Origin of the sequence: Pseudomonas putida, from assembly GCF_001941965.1 — a bacterium.
GTDB lineage: Bacteria > Pseudomonadota > Gammaproteobacteria > Pseudomonadales > Pseudomonadaceae > Aquipseudomonas > Aquipseudomonas putida_L.
Genome location: NZ_MKZO01000009.1, coordinates 120,041 through 136,021, shown reverse-complemented (window position 1 = coordinate 136,021; position 15,981 = coordinate 120,041). Strand labels below are relative to the sequence as shown.

Below are 15,981 nucleotides of genomic sequence, written 5' to 3'. Positions count from 1 at the left end.
AAAAAGGGCTCTATGGGTATCGGCGCGTGACGCTGGCGATCAAGAATCAAGGCGTCCTGGTGAACAAGAAGGTTGTGGAGCGACTGATGGCAGACCAAGGTTTGCAGGCGGTAGTGCGGCCTAAAAAATATCGGTCCTATCGAGGAGAGGTAGGCAGGATTGCCGAGAATCTGCTGGAGCGGAACTTCATCGCCCAGCGGCCCAATCAGAAGTGGGTAACTGACGTAACCGAGTTTAAAGTGGCTCAGCAAAAGCTCTACCTCTCACCAGTGATGGACCTGTACAACAGTGAGATCGTGGCCTACGAGATCGCTCGCCGGCCCAGCTATGAGCTGGTGGGGAACATGCTGGAAAAAGCCCTGAGTAGCTTGGGAAAGGAGCCGAAGCTGGTCATTCACTCTGATCAGGGGTGGCATTATCAGCAGCGCCAATACCGAGAAAAGCTTGAGCAGCGCGGCGTAAAGCAGAGCATGTCGCGCAAAGGGAATTGCCTGGATAACGCCGCTATGGAAAGCTTCTTCGGCACGCTCAAGTCGGAGTTTTTCTACTTGAAACGGTTTGAGAGCGTCGAAGAGCTGATCACCGGCCTAGATGAGTACATCCGCTACTACAACCATGACCGCATCAAGCTGAGGCTAAATGGCCTAAGCCCCGTCGATTACAGGGCTCAGGCCGCTGGCTAAAGCTGTCCAACTTTTCGGGGGCAGTCCACCCTGTGGGAGCTGGCTTGCCAGCGATGAGGCCCTCAACTATTACCCCCGCCGATCGGCCACTACACCGATCAACACCAGCACCACCAGCAACACCGGAGCCAGCGCATAGTTGTTGAACTGGCTCAATCCCTTCACCACCCACGGGGTGGCATAGATCAGCGCAGCGCCGCTGCCGATCAGCACCAGCAGTGCCATGAACGGCACGCGCAATGCGCCAGCCAAGTTGCCCAGGCGGCCTTCGACCCAGGCCTTGATGTCGGTGCCGAACAGCACCAGCAGGCAGCCCACCAATGCCAGGGAAATCTCCGACAGGTTGCTGCGGCTCCAGCGGGAGACGGTCGAGAGCAGGTCGAGTACCAGGTCCATGCGCTTTCCTTAGGTCAAGAAGTACTGCAACAGGTCATTGAGGAACAGCTGGCCACGTGGCGTGGCGACCAGCCGCGTCGGTTCGACTTGCAAAAGACCCTTTTGTTCGGCCTCGCGACGGGCTTCCTTCAACTGCTCCATCGGCAGTCCGGTACGTTCGCTGAAGAGCGTAGCTTCCACGCCCTCGGTCAGGCGCAACGCATTCATCAGGAATTCGAACGGCAACTCGTCCAGCGACAGCAGCTTTTCCCCCGCCTTGAAGGCCTTCGCCGGGTTCAGGTAGTCCTTCGGCAGGCGAGTCTTCCAGGTGCGCAGGATGCGTCCGTCCGGGTGGCTGAGCTTGCCGTGGGCACCGGCGCCGATACCGATGAAATCGCCGAAACTCCAGTAATTCAAATTATGTCGCGCAGCCTTGCCCGGCTGAGCGTAGGCGGAAATCTCGTACTGGCGATAGCCGTGGCGGGCCATCAGTGCCTGGCCGGCTTCCTGGATATCCCAGAGGATGTCGTCCTCCGGCAGTTCCGGCGGCTGGTTCCAGAACACCGTGTTCGGTTCCAGGGTCAGCTGGTACCAGGACAGGTGCGTCGGCTTCAGGTCGATGGCCTGTTGCAGGTCGGCCAGAGCCTCTTCCAGGCTCTGGTCCGGCAGGCCATGCATCAGGTCTAGGTTGAAGTTGTCGAACCCGGCATTGCGCGCCATGTCCGCCGCGCGAATCGCTTCGTCACCGTTGTGGATACGACCGAGGGCCTCCAGCTTGCTCTGCTGGAAGCTCTGGATGCCGATGGACAGGCGATTGATCCCCAGCTGGCGGTAGGCCTTGAACTTCTCCTGTTCGAAGGTCCCGGGGTTGGCTTCCAGGGTGATCTCGATATCGCTGGCGAACGGAATCCGCTGCTCGACCCCGGCCAGCAGCCGGCCCAGGGCCTTGGCGCTGAACAGGCTCGGCGTACCGCCACCGAAGAAGATGCTGCTGATCGGCCGGCCGTAGACGGCTGGCAGCTCCTGGTCCAGATCGGCCAGCAGCGCGTCGACGTAGTCCTCTTCAGGCAGGTTGGCGCTGGCGGTGTGGGAGTTGAAGTCGCAGTACGGGCATTTGCGCACGCACCACGGGATATGGATGTACAGCGCCAGGGGCGGTAGCTGCGGCAGCGCCGCCCGTGGTGCTTGAGTGGTGAAACCTGCCTCGTCCGCGTGCAGTGGCTGGGCTGGCGATTTTTCGGTCATGCCAGGCCCAGACGTTGACGCAGCAGGCTCATTGCACGGGCGCGGTGACTCAATTGGTTCTTGTCGGCAGGCGCCAGCTCGGCGCTGGAGCAGTTGGTTTCCGGCACCCAGAACAGCGGGTCGTAGCCAAAGCCGTGCTCGCCGCTGGCGGCGGTGAGGATGCGCCCGTGCCACAGGCCTTCGCAGAGGATCGGCAGCGGGTCATCGGCGTGCCGCACCAGGGCCAGGACGCAGACGAACTGCGCACCGCGCTCGGCTTCCGGCACGTCCTTCAGCGCGTCGAGCAGCTTGGCGTTGTTCGCCGCGTCGCCCTTGCCGTCGGCATAGCGCGCGGAATAGATGCCCGGCGCACCGCCGAGGAAATCCACGGCCAGGCCCGAGTCGTCGGCCAGTGCCGGCAGGCCGGAAATGCGCGCGGCATTGCGCGCCTTGAGGATGGCGTTCTCGACGAACGACAGGCCGGTCTCTTCCGGCTCGACGCTGCTGAATTCACCGATGGAACGCAGTTGCACGGTGTCACCGAGCATGGCCTGCAGTTCTTTGAGTTTGCCGACGTTGTGGCTGGCCAATACGAGTTGCTGGATTTTCATCATTCGCCCGGGAATACGGTTTGAGTGAAGCTGAAGTCGTTGCTGGTGTCACCGGAGCCGACCTTGATCGCGAAGGTGCGGCTTTCTTCCTGTTCGATCGGGAACTGCGCCAGGTAGTAGATGGCGCCCTGGTCGGTGACCTGCTTGAAGGTCAGGGCGCTCTTGCGGCTGGTCAGGTCGCTGACGCTGCCGCTGACGTTGGCCACCGCAGGCTTGCCGCCCTTGAGCACGGTGACGTTGATCACGCCCTGGTTCTTGCTGCGGATCAGCCCGGCGGCCTGGGCCGTGGCGGGTTGCACAAAGGTGGAGTTGAACACGCTGTAATGCACGGTCACGTCACCGAAGACTTCCTTGCGCTCCGGTTTCGCGGCATCGGCCGCCAGTGCCGGCACGGCCAGGCACAGGCTGATCAACAACAGGGCTAGACGACGCATGATCCTATCCTCCGATTTCAACGACGGTTATACCGCGACCTTGTGCTCCTGCAGGCCGGGGCTGCTGACACGATAGATACCGATCTCACCTAGAAGATTAGGCCACAGGCGACCACCCCAGCCGTTGCGGTGACGATTGTCCACCGCCAGGCGGTTCAGCACCTGGGCGCGGCGTTCGCTGCACAGGGCCTCGAAGTCCTCGAAGGTGCAGAAGTGGATGTTCGGCGTGTTGTACCAGGTATACGGCATGAAGTCCGACACCGGCATGCGACCCTTGGTCGCCAGGTACCAGCGGCAGCGCCAGTGACCGAAGTTGGGGAAGGTGATGATGCACTGGCGACCGACCCGCAGCATCTCGTCGAGAATGCGGTCCGGGTACTCCACGGCCTGCAGGGCCTGGGTCATGACCACCACGTCGAAGCTGTTGCTGGCGAAGTTGCCCAGGCCCTTGTCGAGGTCCTGCTCGATGACGTTGACGCCCTTGGCCACGCACTCGGCGATGTTGTCGGCGTCGATCTCCAGGCCATAGCCGGTGACCTGCTTGGTATCGCGCAGCGACGCCAGCAGCTCGCCGTTACCGCACCCCAGGTCGAGGACGCGGCTGCCGGCGGGGATCCAGTCCTGGATGATTTCCAAATCGGCTCTCATGGGGTCCTCAGCAGGCAATGCGTTTCATGTAGTTGGTGAAGCCCTGGATGTAGCGCTGGGTCGGGATCAGGAAGGCGTCGTGGCCGTACGGCGAGTCGATCTCCAGGTAGCAGACGTTCTTGCGCGCGGCGATCAGCGCATCGACGATTTCCCGCGAGCGGGCCGGGGAGAAGCGCCAGTCGGTGGTGAAGGACATCACGCAGTAGTCCGCGGTCACGTGGGCCAGGCTCGCCGCCAGGTCGCCGCCGTGGCGGGCAGCCGGGTCGAAGTAGTCCAGCGCCTTGGTCATCAGCAGGTAGGTGTTGGCGTCGAAACGCCCGGAGAACTCCTCGCCCTGGTAGCGCAGGTAGCTTTCCACCTGGAACTCGACGCTGTGGAAGTCGTAGTTGAGCTTGTCGCTCTTCAGCTCGCGGCCGAATTTCTCGCCCATGGAGTCGTCGGACAGGTAGGTGATGTGCCCGACCATGCGCGCCAGCATCAGCCCGCGCTTGGGGATCACGCCCTGGTCCTGGAACGAGCCGCCATGGAACTCCGGGTCGGTGAGGATGGCCTGGCGGGCGACTTCGTTGAAGGCGATGTTCTGCGCCGACAGGCGGGGTGCCGAGGCGATGTCCACGCAGTGGCGCACGCGATCCGGGTAGGTGATGGTCCATTGCAGGGCCTGCATGCCGCCGAGGCTGCCGCCGACGATGGCGGCCCATTGCTGGATGCCCAGGCGATCGGCCAGGCGCGCCTGGCTGTGCACCCAGTCTTCCACGGTCAGTACCGGGAAATCCGCGCCGTAGGGCTTGCCGGTGGCTGGGTTGACGCTGCTCGGGCCGGTGCTGCCGTTGCAGCCGCCGAGGTTGTTCAGGCTGACCACGAAGAAGCGGTTGGTATCGATCGGCTTGCCCGGGCCGATGCAGCTGTCCCACCAGCCCGGCTTGCGGTCTTCGGCCTTGTGGTAGCCGGCGGCGTGATGATGGCCGGAGAGCGCGTGGCAAATGAGCACGGCGTTGCTGGCAGTGCTGTTGAGCGTGCCGTAGGTTTCGTAGATCAGCTCGTAGGTGGCCAGCGAACGGCCACAGGCGAGGGCCAGCGGTTCATCGAACCGGGCAATTTGCGGTGTAACCAGACCGACGGAATCTTCGGGAAGGACAGTGGACATCGACCCTGCTCACGCGTGAATGACGCGTCAGTCTAAAGACCACCGGGGGGAGCGGCAAGCAATGTGCCAAGGTGAATCGTGGTGAGCCCATCGCTGGCAAGCCAGCTCCCACAGGGACCGCGTGCAGTGCTGCAGAAATTGTCCTGTCACTGAGGGCCTCATCGCCGGCAAGCCGGCTCCCACAGGGTTTTGGGTCAGTCACAAGATTTGTGCTCGACGCGGACCTTGTGGGAGCTGGCTTGCCAGCGATGAGGCCATCAGCAACAACGGTGAAATCAGATCAAGCGACGCAGCACTTCCGGCATCCCGGTCATCAGCGCCAGGTTGTTGATCACCAGCATGTCGATCAGCTTCAGCGCCATGAACGCCAGGATCGGCGAGATATCCAGGCCGCCCAGGTTCGGCAGGATACGGCGGAACGGCGCGAGGAACGGGTCGCAGATCTGGTTGATCAGCTGGGCACCCGGGTTATGACTGCCCGGCGCGACCCAGGAGAGGATCACGCTGATGATCAGCGCATAGAAGAAGATGTTGAGGAACAGCGCAGCCAGGCCGATCAGCGACCAGATCAGCAGGCTCAGCGGGTTGCCGGCGGTGCCGTAGAGCAGCACCAGGATCACGCCCATCAGCAGCATCTGCACGATGATCGCCAGCACCAGCGAAGACATGTCCAGGCCGAACACGCTCGGGATGATCCGGCGCATCGGCTTGAGCAGCGGCTGGGTGGCGCGCACGGCGAACTGGCTCAGCGGGTTGTAGAAGTCGGCACGGACCAGCTGCAGGATGAAGCGCAGCATGATCACCAGCAGGTACAGGCTGCCCAGGGTCTGCAGGATGAAGACGGCGGCAGAACTCAATCCGATCATGTAAGGCTCCTTATTTGCCCAGTTGTTCGGCCATTTCGGCCGAGCGGTGCGCGGCGGCGCCCAGTGCTTTTTGAACCAGGGCCTCGAAACCGTCAGCCTGGAAGGATTGGATCGCCGCCTCGGTGGTACCGTTCGGCGAGGTCACGCGGCGCCGCAGCTCGGCAGCGTCGACATCGCTGGATACGGCCATATGGGCGGCGCCGAGGGCGGTTTGCAGGGTCAGCTTGGAGGCGACCTCGCGGGACAGGCCCAGCTTCTCGCCGGCCGCAGTCATGGCCTCGATCAGCAGGAAGAAGTAGGCCGGACCGCTGCCGGAGACGGCGGTGACCGCGTCCAGCTGGGCTTCGCTGTCGAGCCACAGGGCGATGCCCACGGCCGACAGCAGTTGCTCGGCCTGCTGGCGCTGTTCGGCGCTGACTTCGGCGGTGGCGTACAGGCCGCTGACGCCCTGGCGCAACAGGGCCGGGGTGTTGGGCATGCAGCGCACGATCGGCTGGGCGCCGAGCCAGGCGTTCATGCTGGCGCAGGTGATGCCGGCGGCGATGGACACCACCAGTTGCCCGGGCTTGAGGTTCGGCTTGAGGGCTTCGCATACGGCTTTCATCGCCTGCGGCTTGACCGACAGCACCACCACGTCGGCGCCTTCGATGGCCTCGGCGTTGCTTTCGAACAGGTCGATGCCGTGTTCGGCATGGATCTTCGCCCGTTGCTCGGCGCCCGGGTCGCTGGCGCGGATCTGCGCGGCTTCCAGGCCCTGGGCGCGCAGGCCGCCGATCAGGCTGGCGGCCATGTTGCCGGCGCCGATAAAGGCAATACGAGTCTTGCTCATGTCAGGTCCTTGAGAGGGTGTAAGGGAAAAAGCATGGGTCAGGCCTGGCCGTAGTCGCGGGCGCCGAACAGCGCGGTGCCGATGCGGACCCAGGTCGCGCCCTGGGCGATGGCGCTTTCCAGGTCGTGGCTCATGCCCATGGAGAGGGTGTCGAGGCCGAGGCCCAGGCTGTCCTGCAGCTCGCGAACGCGAGCGAAGGCGGCATCCTGGGCGGCGCGATCGTCGGTGGGCTCGGGGATCGCCATCAGGCCGCGCAGGCGCACCTTCGGCAGGGCGGCGATGGCCTGGGCCAGGGCTGGCAGCTCTTCCGGGGTGCAGCCGGACTTGCTGGCCTCGCCGCTGACGTTGACCTGCAGGCACAGGTTCAGCGGCGCCAGATGGTCCGGGCGCTGTTCGGAAAGGCGTTGTGCGATTTTCAGTCGATCCACCGAATGTACCCAGTCGAAGTGCTTGGCAATGGCGCGAGTCTTGTTCGACTGAATGGGGCCGATGAAGTGCCAGGTCAAGGGCAGGTCGGTCAATTCCGTCTGTTTGCCCAGGGCTTCCTGGAGATAGTTCTCGCCGACATCGCGCACGCCGGCGGCGAAGGCTTCGCGTACGGCGCTGGCGGGCTTGGTCTTGCTCACGGCCAGCAGCTGGATGTCCGCCGGATTGCGCCCGGCAGCCGTGGCGGCGGCCTGGATGCGGGCGGCGAGGGTGGAGAGGTTGTCTGCGAGGGTGGACATGGGTTCGATGCCGGCGGCTTCTGGGTCCGGGGCATTCTACCCGCTTGTCGGGGCTTTATGGCACTAGGCCGGGTGGCGGGGTGCTGCTGATGGCCCTATCGCTGGCAAGCCAGCTCTCACAGGTACTGCATGCACCGAACCTGTGGGAGCTGGCTTGCCAGCGATAGGGCCATCAGCCTCAATAAAAATTCTGGATCAGCGCTTGGCCAGGCGAAGCTGCTGTTGCTGTTGCGGCAGCACGCGCTTGGCGACCACGTAATGCTTCTGCCAGTAAGGCTTGTTCAGCGTATCGATGGTCACATTCTTGCCGGTACGCGGGGCATGAATGAAGCGGTCGTTACCGAGGTAGATCGCCACATGGTTGACCCGGCGGCTACGGATATTGAAGAACAGCAGGTCCCCGGGCTTGAGGTCCTTGCGATCCACTTTCACCCCGTGGTCGCCACTGGCCATGGCGCTGGAGGTGCGCGGCAGGTCGACTTCATCGATATCGTTGAACGCGTATTTCACCAGCCCGCTGCAGTCAAAACCCTTGCCCGGCGTGCTGCCGCCCCAGCGATAGGGTGTGCCCAGCTGGTTGACGGCGCGGCTGAGCACATCGCTGCTCTGGCTGGCGGGCATCTGTGCGACCACCTGCTTGGCGGCGGCGTTGCTGATGCGATGGTTGGAACGGGACTTGTTGATACTGCTCTTGTTCGAGCGAACCGCCGTGGAACTGGCGGTGTAACCGACAAAGCCGTTGGGAAGACGTTGCTCACGGTTGGTGGCGTGGGCGGCCAGGGGCAATAATAGGCAAATAGTCAGCCATGTCTTGAAAAATAGACGCATTAGGCAAGGCTCTTGTGTGTGTTGGCGGGCAACTTTATAACAGCTTTTTGGTCAATTTCTGATCCGCTGGTCGTCTCGGAACTGTCACACGTCGGTAAGTTCCAAAAAAGTCACACGATTTTTAGATATTTTTTTCCTAACCCGCAGAGGCTATGAATGAACGGTTATCAAAACGCAGGACGCCCCGATACCCACAGCAAGGTCATCGGTTACCTGTTATGGATCTTCGGATTTCTGGGGGCGCATCGCTTTTATTACGGCAAGCCGGTCACCGGCACCATCTGGTTCTTCACCCTGGGCCTGCTGGGCATCGGCTGGATCATCGACCTGTTCCTGATCCCGGCGATGGACCGCGAAGCCGACCTGCGCTTCCACGCCGGCCCGGTCAACTACAGCGTCACCTGGCTGCTGCTGACCTTCCTCGGCGTGTTCGGTGTGCACCGGATGTTCATGGGCAAGTGGATCACCGGGGTGATCTACCTGTTCACCGGCGGCCTGTTCCTGATCGGCGTGCTGTACGACTTCTGGACGCTGAACACGCAGATCTCGATGAAGAACGCGCAAGAGCGCTACTAAGCAAAAAGGCCCTGATTCGCATCAGGGCCTTCTTTTTGAGCTGCAAGCCGCGAGCTTTAAGCGGCAAGAAACAGCAGGTGCGGCGCGCGCCGATTGCTTGCAGCTTGCGGCTTGAAGCTTATGGCTGCTTCATTGCCGGGTCTGGCGTTGCTGCAACAGCAGGTTGTTGAAGCCGCTGCCGGCCAGTTGCTTTTGCGCCACGGTCAGCTGTTCGCGGTTGCTGAACGGGCCGACCAGCACGCGGTACCAGGTTTCTTCCTTCACCGTGCCGGATTCCACCTGCACCGACTGCCCGAGCAGGATGATCTGTGCCCGGACCTTGTCCGCGTCCGCCTGTTTGCGGAACGAACCGGCCTGCAGATAGAACTGCGTGGTGGCTGCCGGCTTGATCACCGGTGGCGCGGGCGGCGGCACCTCGCCGTTGAGCGCGGCCTGGGCGCGGGCCGTGTCGATCTTCGCCGCTTCCGCCGGGGTCACCGGAGGCTGCGCCGGGACCGGCGGGGTTTTCTCCGGCACGGCTTCCGGCGGCACGATGACTTCCGATTCCGGCAGCAGGGTGTAGAAGTCGTACTTCGGCTTCACGGGGGCCTGCGGGCTGGGCGGGGTCTTGTTGGCTTCGGCGATCTTCTCGGCCTTCTGCTGCTCCGGCTTCTCGCGCTTCACATCATCCCGACCCGGTTCCAGCTTCATCAGGAAGACGATGAAGGCGCCGATGGTCAGGCCGGCGGCCAGCCACATCCAGCCCGGGATCGGCGCCTTGGCCGCAGGCTGGTTGCGGCTGGCGCCGCGCTTGGGAGCAGGTTTTTTCTTGGCAGCCAACTTACATGCGCTCCAGGGTTTCCAGGCCCAGCAGTTCCAGGCCCTGTTTCAGGGTGCGGCCGGTCAGGGCAGCCAGGCGCAGGCGGCTTTGCTGCTGTTCCGGGGTCTCCGCGGCGAGGATCGGGCAGTTCTCGTAGAAGCTGGAGAACAGGCCGGCAACGTCGTACAGGTAGCTGCACAGGATGTGCGGGGTGCCTTTCTCGGCGACGTTGTTGAGGATCTCGGCGAACTGCGCCAGGCGCGCGGCCAGGTCCTGCTCCTGCTGGGCCTGCAGCACGATGTGGCCGTCGACTTCGCTGAAGTCCTTGCCCAGCTTGCGGAACACGCCGGCGACGCGGGTGTAGGCGTAGAGCAGGTAAGGCGCGGTGTTGCCTTCGAAGTTCAGCATCAGGTCGAAATTGAAGCTGTAGTCGCTGGTGCGGTGCTTGGACAGGTCGGCGTATTTCACCGCGTCTATGCCGACCACTTTGGCGATGGCGCGCAGTTCATCTTCCGGCAGTTCTGGGTTCTTTTCCTTGACCAGGGTGTAGGCGCGTTCCTTGGCTTCGTTGAGCAGGTCGATCAGCTTCACGGTGCCGCCGTCACGGGTCTTGAACGGACGGCCGTCGGCGCCGTTCATGGTGCCGAAGCCCATGTGCTCGGTCTGCATCGGGTGGCTGATGAAGCCGGCGCGGCGGGCCACCTCGAACACCTGCTGGAAGTGCAGGGCCTGGCGCTGGTCGACGAAGTACAGGGCGCGGTCGGCGTGCAGCACGTTGCTGCGGTAGCGCACGGCGGCCAGGTCGGTGGTGGCGTAGAGGTAGCCGCCGTCGGCCTTCTGCACGATCACCGGCAGCGGCTCGCCCTCGGCGTTCTTGAATTCCTCGAGGAACACGCACTGGGCGCCGTTGCTCTCGACCAGCAGGCCCTTGGCCTTGAGGTCGCTGACCACGTTGGCCAGGTCGTCGTTGTAGGCGCTCTCGCCCATGACGTCGGCCATGGTCAGCTTGACGTTGAGCAGTTCGTAGGTCTTCTGGCAGTGGGACAGGGAGATGTCCTTGAAGCGGGTCCACAGCGCCAGGCACTCGGCGTCGCCGGCCTGCAGCTTGACCACCAGGCCACGGGCGCGGTCGGCGAATTCCTCGGACTCGTCGAAGCGCTTCTTCGCGGCACGGTAGAAGTTTTCCAGGTCCGACAGCTCGTCGCTGGTGATCGGGTTTTCCTGGAGGTAGGCCATCAGCATGCCGAACTGGGTGCCCCAGTCGCCGACGTGGTTCTGGCGGATCACGTCGTCGCCGAGGAATTCCAGGACTCGCGCCACGGCGTCACCGATGATGGTCGAGCGCAGGTGGCCGACGTGCATTTCCTTGGCCAGGTTCGGCGCGGACAGGTCGACCACTACCTTCTGCGCGGCGCCAGCCTTGTGCACGCCGAGCTTGGCGTCGGCGAGGGCGGCGTCCAGGCGCGAGGCCAGGGCCTGGGTGTTCTGGAAGAAGTTGAGGAAGCCGGGGCCGGCGATCTCCACCTTGCTCACCTGCGGGTCGGCCGGCAGCGCGGCAATGATCTTCTCGGCCAGGTCACGGGGCTTCAGGCCGGCCGGCTTGGCCAGCATCATGGCGATGTTGCTGGCGAAATCACCGTGGGTCTTGTCCCGGGCGTTCTCCACCTGGATCGCCGGCGCCAGCCCTTCAGGCAGCACGCCTTCGGCGGCGAGTTGGGTCAGGGCTTGCTGGATGAGCTGGCGAATGGTGTCTTTCATGGGATTCTCTTTCGACCGCAAGCGCGGTGGCGCTTCGAGGCGCAGGTGGAAAAACTGGGCATTATCCGTTGCCGGGCACGGGTTGCCAACCTTTTGGGGCCGGGGTCAGTACAGGTCCACGGGGTCCACGTCGATCGACCAGCGCACCTGGCGACCGCTCGGCAGGCTCTCCAACACTAGCAGCCAGGCGGCGATCAGCCGGTGCAACGGCGCCCGGGCGTTGGCCTGCAAGAGTAGCTGGGCACGGAAGCGCCCGGCGCGGCGTTCCATCGGCGCCGGCACCGGGCCGAGCAATTCGATGCCATGCAGACCCTGTTCGGCGAGCAAACGTTCGGCGGCGGAACAGGCTTCGTCGAGAAAACTTTCCGCCTGCCCCGGCTTGTGCGCTTCGGCGCGCAGCAGGGCGAGGTGGGCGAAGGGCGGCAGGCCGGCGGCGCGGCGCTCGCTCAAGGCCTGTTCGGCGAAGGCGAAATAGCCCTGCTCGGTGAGCTGGACCAATAAAGGATGGTCGGCCAGGTGGGTCTGGATGATCACCTTGCCCGGCTCCTCGGCCCGTCCGGCGCGGCCGGCGACCTGGACGATCAACTGCGCCATGCGCTCGCTGGCGCGGAAGTCGCCGGAGAACAGCCCGCCATCGGCGTCGAGGATGGACACCAGGGTCACCCGCGGGAAGTGATGCCCCTTGGCGAGCATCTGCGTGCCCACCAGGATGCACGGCTGGCCGCGCTGGATGGTGGCGAACAGCTGGTTCATCGCGTCCTTGCGCGAGGTGCTGTCGCGATCGACCCGCAGCACCGGATAGTCCGGGAAGAGGATGCTCAGGCGTTCCTCGGCGCGCTCGGTACCGGCGCCGACCGGGCGCAGGTCGACATGGTTGCACTGCGGGCACTGGCGCGGCACGCGCTCGTCATAACCGCAATGGTGGCAGCGCAGCTCGCCGGAGCGCTGGTGCACGGTCATCCGCGCATCGCAGCGCGGGCACTCGGACAGCCAGCCGCAATCGTGGCACAGCAGGGTCGGGGCGAAGCCGCGGCGGTTGAGGAACACCAGCACCTGCTGGCCGGCGGCGAGGGTCTGGCCGATGGCCTGCTGCATCGGGCCGCTGATGCCGCTGTCCAGAGGCCGGCTCTTCACGTCCAGGCGCAGGAAGCGCGGGGCCTGGGCGCCGCCGGCGCGGTGGTTCAGGCGCAGCAGGCCGTAGCGGCCGGAATGGGCGTTGTGCAGGCTTTCCAGGGACGGCGTGGCCGAGCCCAGCAGGATCGGGATGTTCTCTTGCCGTGCCCGCACCAGGGCCAGGTCGCGGGCGTGGTAACGCAGGCCTTCCTGCTGTTTATAGGAGCCGTCGTGCTCCTCGTCGATGATGATCAGGCCCGGGTTTTTCATCGGCGTGAACAGCGCCGAGCGGGTGCCGATGATGATATCGGCCTCGCCATCACGGGCGGCGAGCCAGGCGTCGAGGCGTTCGCGATCATTGACGGCGGAGTGCAGCAGGGCGATGCGCGCGTTGAAGCGCTGTTCGAAGCGCGCCAGGGTCTGCGGGCCGAGGTTGATCTCGGGGATCAGGATCAGCGCCTGCTTGCCGGCTTCGAGGGTCTCGCGGATCAGTTGCAGGTAGACCTCGGTCTTGCCGCTGCCGGTCACGCCGGCCAGCAGGAAGGCGTGGAAGGCCCCGAAACCGGCGCGCACGGCATGGAAGGCGGCGCGCTGTTCGTCGTTCAGCGGCAGTTCCGGCTGGGCCAGCCAGTGTTCGTGGCGTGCCTGCGGGGCATGGCGGCGGACTTCCACCTGGACCAGCTCCTTGGCCAGCAGCAGGTCGAGGCTGTCCTTGCTCAGGCCGAGCTTGCTCAGCAGGCCATGGGCGACACCGTGGGGATGTTGCGCCAGGGTGTGCAGGGCTTCGCGCTGGCGTGGCGCGCGGGCGATGCGCGGATCGTCGGCGCGGGCATTCGGCGCCACCTGCCAGAAACGCTCTTGCCGCGCCTCGGCCGGCTCGCCCTGGCGCAGCAGCACCGGCAGCGCCCAGCTCAGGGTGTCGCCGAGGCTGTGCTGGTAATACTGGGCAGTCCACAGGCACAGCTTGAACAGCGCCGGGGGCAGCGGCGACACCGGGTCGAGCAGGGCGATCGCCGGTTTCAGCTTGTCGGCGGGCACCTCGCTGTGTTCGGCGACTTCCACGAGGATGCCGATCATCTCCCGGCGCCCGAACGGCACGCGCACGCGCATGCCCGGGGTCAGCGCCTGGCGGGCCATGCTCGCCGTGGCCCTGTAGTCGAACAGCCTGCGCAGGGGCGAAGGCAGGGCAAGGCGAAGGATGACGTCGGACACGCGCAGTTTTCTCTGTAGGGAAGGTTCCAGGTGCCGGCGAGCCTAGCAGACGACAGTCGGTGCGAGCGACATCTTGCACTGACGGCAGCCTCTGGTATTATTCGCCGCCTAATTACGTGCGGTATTCAACAATGGTGTTGGGTGGCGGCACGCAGTCGAGGAAAGCACCATGAAAGCAGATATTCATCCGACTTACGAAGTGGTTGCAGTGACTTGCAGCTGCGGCAACAAATTCGAAACCCGTTCGACTCTGGCCAAGCCACTGCCGATCGACGTTTGCTCTGAGTGCCACCCGTTCTACACCGGCAAGCAGAAAGTCCTGGACACCGGCGGCCGCGTACAGAAGTTCGCAGACCGCTTCGGCATGTTCGGCGCCAAGAAGTAAGACTGCGCGTGGGGTCACCCACGTTGCTGAAGAAAGCGCCCCTTCGCGGGCGCTTTTTTTATGGGCGCGATTTGCCGGCTACCGCTCGTCGGCGTCCGCCGGCCGTGGCCCGGTGCTGGATCGTTCCCGCAGATCCGCCCCAAAACCAGGCGACCAACGCTGGTTGCCGGTCCTGATCGACGCGAGCATGCTGGAGAAGGTCAATCGCTGAGAAATTGTGAACATTTTTTCATGCCGATTGTACACACTGAAAGCCTTGAACTACGCGGGTCTTGGCTGAAAGTCGTAGGTTAAAGGCCTTGACACAAGTGACCGGCCAGTCTTGTCGGCCCATTGCTCTTTGCGTATCCTCGGCGGTCCGTCAGAACAGTAAACAAGCGGAATGCCCACCATGTCAGATCTGAAAACTGCCGCTCTCGAATATCATGCTCAGCCTCGTCCGGGGAAACTGAGCGTCGAGCTCACCAAACCGACCGCAACCGCACGCGACCTGGCGCTGGCCTACAGCCCTGGCGTCGCCGAACCCGTGCGTGAAATCGGCCGCGATCCTGAGCTGGCATACCAATACACCGGCAAGGGCAACCTGGTCGCGGTGATCTCCGACGGTACCGCCATTCTTGGTCTGGGTAACCTCGGCCCACTGGCTTCGAAGCCGGTCATGGAAGGCAAGGGTGTTCTGTTCAAGCGTTTCGCCGGCATCGACGTGTTCGACATCGAAGTCGACTCGGAAAGCCCGCAAGCCTTCATCGACACCGTCAAGCGCATCTCCATCACCTTCGGTGGCATCAACCTGGAAGACATCAAGGCACCTGAGTGCTTCGAGATCGAGCGCGCCCTGATCGAACAGTGCGACATCCCGGTATTCCACGATGACCAGCACGGCACCGCGATCGTGACCGCTGCCGGCATGATCAACGCCCTGGAAATCGCTGGCAAAACCCTCGGCGACGCCAAGATCGTCTGCCTGGGCGCCGGCGCCGCCGCCATCTCCTGCATGAAACTGCTGGTGAGCATGGGTGCCAAGGTTGAAAACATCTTCATGATCGACCGTACCGGCGTGATCCACGCTGGCCGTGACGACCTGAACCAGTACAAGGCGGTCTTCGCCCACGCGACCGACAAGCGCACCCTGGCCGATGCCCTGGAAGGCGCTGACGTGTTCGTCGGTCTGTCCGGCCCGAACCTGCTGAGCGCTGAAGGCCTGAAGTCGATGGCGGCCAACCCGATCGTCTTCGCCTGCTCCAACCCGGATCCGGAAATCTCCCCGGAACTGGCGCACGCTACCCGCGACGACGTGATCATGGCTACCGGTCGTTCCGACTACCCGAACCAGGTCAACAACGTTCTTGGCTTCCCGTTCATCTTCCGTGGTGCCCTGGACGTTCGCGCCAAGCGCATCAACGAAGAGATGAAGATCGCTGCCGCCAACGCCCTGAAGGACCTGGCCAAGCTGCCAGTGCCGAAGGAAGTCTGCGACGCGTACAACGTCCAGGCCCTGGAATTCGGCCGTGGCTACATCATTCCGAAGCCACTGGACCCACGCCTGCTGAACGTCGTTTCCGATGCCGTGGCCAAGGCCGCCATCGAATCCGGCGTAGCGACCCTGCCGTATCCGAAGCACTACCCGCTGAACAGCGTGGACGAAGTGTTCAACGGTTGATCCGCTGAAGTAACAACAAAAAGCCCCGGCTCGTGAGAGCCGGGGCTTTTTTATTGGGCTGGGGATTTGTGTCGTTCTTCAGGGCCCTATCGCTGGCAAGCCAGCTCC

17 protein-coding genes are annotated in these 15,981 nt (G+C 63.8%); 4 read left to right on the top strand and 13 right to left on the bottom strand.

Going from position 1 to position 15,981, the window contains the following annotated elements; all coding sequences use genetic code 11:
- Nucleotides 1-683: IS3 family transposase (locus PSEMO_RS05700; RefSeq protein WP_075802173.1), on the top strand; the 683-nt coding region annotated here is incomplete at its 5' end.
- A gap of 69 nt (nucleotides 684-752) precedes the next feature.
- Here the strand turns inward: PSEMO_RS05700 and PSEMO_RS05695 are convergent.
- The 10 genes from PSEMO_RS05695 to PSEMO_RS05650 all read right to left on the bottom strand — a co-directional run bounded on the left by PSEMO_RS05695 (nucleotide 753) and on the right by PSEMO_RS05650 (nucleotide 8,370).
- On the bottom strand, nucleotides 753-1,079 hold the full coding sequence (locus tag PSEMO_RS05695; protein ID WP_075802167.1) for a DUF3392 family protein: 327 nt from the start codon (nucleotides 1,077-1,079) through the stop codon (nucleotides 753-755).
- A gap of 9 nt (nucleotides 1,080-1,088) precedes the next feature.
- Nucleotides 1,089-2,303: a radical SAM family heme chaperone HemW gene (gene hemW, locus PSEMO_RS05690; RefSeq protein ID WP_075802166.1), complete on the bottom strand. Its 1,215-nt coding sequence runs from the start codon at nucleotides 2,301-2,303 to the stop codon at nucleotides 1,089-1,091.
- Nucleotides 2,300-2,896, bottom strand: coding sequence for an RdgB/HAM1 family non-canonical purine NTP pyrophosphatase (gene rdgB / locus PSEMO_RS05685; protein WP_075802165.1), 597 nt, complete (start codon nucleotides 2,894-2,896; stop codon nucleotides 2,300-2,302). The genes hemW and rdgB overlap by 4 nt, the downstream gene beginning before the upstream one ends.
- Nucleotides 2,893-3,327, bottom strand: coding sequence for a DUF4426 domain-containing protein (locus PSEMO_RS05680; protein WP_075802164.1), 435 nt, complete (start codon nucleotides 3,325-3,327; stop codon nucleotides 2,893-2,895). Before PSEMO_RS05680 ends, rdgB begins: the two co-directional genes overlap by 4 nt.
- 27 nt (nucleotides 3,328-3,354) lie before the next feature.
- Nucleotides 3,355-3,975: a methionine biosynthesis protein MetW gene (metW, locus tag PSEMO_RS05675; protein ID WP_075802163.1), complete on the bottom strand. Its 621-nt coding sequence runs from the start codon at nucleotides 3,973-3,975 to the stop codon at nucleotides 3,355-3,357.
- Nucleotides 3,976-3,982: 7 nt separating this feature from the next.
- Nucleotides 3,983-5,122 carry a homoserine O-succinyltransferase MetX gene (gene metX, locus PSEMO_RS05670; RefSeq protein WP_075802162.1) on the bottom strand — a complete coding sequence of 380 codons (1,140 nt, stop codon included), beginning with the start codon at nucleotides 5,120-5,122 and terminating at the stop codon, nucleotides 3,983-3,985.
- Between the two features lie 275 nt (nucleotides 5,123-5,397).
- Nucleotides 5,398-5,988 carry a YggT family protein gene (locus tag PSEMO_RS05665; RefSeq protein ID WP_075802161.1) on the bottom strand — a complete coding sequence of 197 codons (591 nt, stop codon included), beginning with the start codon at nucleotides 5,986-5,988 and terminating at the stop codon, nucleotides 5,398-5,400.
- A gap of 10 nt (nucleotides 5,989-5,998) precedes the next feature.
- Complete coding sequence (proC, locus tag PSEMO_RS05660; protein ID WP_075802160.1) at nucleotides 5,999-6,817, bottom strand: pyrroline-5-carboxylate reductase; 819 nt, start codon at nucleotides 6,815-6,817, stop codon at nucleotides 5,999-6,001.
- Nucleotides 6,818-6,855: 38 nt separating this feature from the next.
- Nucleotides 6,856-7,542, bottom strand: coding sequence for a YggS family pyridoxal phosphate-dependent enzyme (locus tag PSEMO_RS05655; RefSeq protein ID WP_075802159.1), 687 nt, complete (start codon nucleotides 7,540-7,542; stop codon nucleotides 6,856-6,858).
- Nucleotides 7,543-7,737: 195 nt separating this feature from the next.
- On the bottom strand, nucleotides 7,738-8,370 hold the full coding sequence (locus PSEMO_RS05650) for a C40 family peptidase (protein WP_075802158.1): 633 nt from the start codon (nucleotides 8,368-8,370) through the stop codon (nucleotides 7,738-7,740).
- Nucleotides 8,371-8,526: 156 nt separating this feature from the next.
- On the opposite strand from PSEMO_RS05650, the gene PSEMO_RS05645 reads away from it, so the two are divergent.
- A complete protein-coding gene (locus PSEMO_RS05645; RefSeq protein WP_075802157.1) occupies nucleotides 8,527-8,946 on the top strand; it encodes an NINE protein in 420 nt (139 codons plus the stop codon).
- A gap of 129 nt (nucleotides 8,947-9,075) precedes the next feature.
- On the opposite strand, the gene PSEMO_RS05640 is transcribed toward PSEMO_RS05645, so the two are convergent.
- The 3 genes from PSEMO_RS05640 to PSEMO_RS05630 all read right to left on the bottom strand — a co-directional run bounded on the left by PSEMO_RS05640 (nucleotide 9,076) and on the right by PSEMO_RS05630 (nucleotide 13,828).
- Complete coding sequence (locus PSEMO_RS05640; protein ID WP_075802156.1) at nucleotides 9,076-9,765, bottom strand: SPOR domain-containing protein; 690 nt, start codon at nucleotides 9,763-9,765, stop codon at nucleotides 9,076-9,078.
- A gap of 1 nt (nucleotide 9,766) precedes the next feature.
- Entirely contained in the window at nucleotides 9,767-11,503 is a 1,737-nt protein-coding gene (gene argS, locus PSEMO_RS05635) for an arginine--tRNA ligase (protein ID WP_075802155.1), read from the bottom strand.
- 105 nt (nucleotides 11,504-11,608) lie between these two features.
- Entirely contained in the window at nucleotides 11,609-13,828 is a 2,220-nt protein-coding gene (locus PSEMO_RS05630) for a primosomal protein N' (protein ID WP_075802154.1), read from the bottom strand.
- Nucleotides 13,829-13,997: 169 nt separating this feature from the next.
- Between PSEMO_RS05630 and rpmE the strand changes: the two genes are divergently transcribed.
- On the top strand, nucleotides 13,998-14,213 hold the full coding sequence (rpmE, locus tag PSEMO_RS05625; protein WP_075802153.1) for a 50S ribosomal protein L31: 216 nt from the start codon (nucleotides 13,998-14,000) through the stop codon (nucleotides 14,211-14,213).
- Between the two features lie 391 nt (nucleotides 14,214-14,604).
- Entirely contained in the window at nucleotides 14,605-15,873 is a 1,269-nt protein-coding gene (locus PSEMO_RS05620) for a malic enzyme-like NAD(P)-binding protein (protein ID WP_075802152.1), read from the top strand.
- The last annotated feature ends 108 nt before the right edge of the window (nucleotides 15,874-15,981 follow it).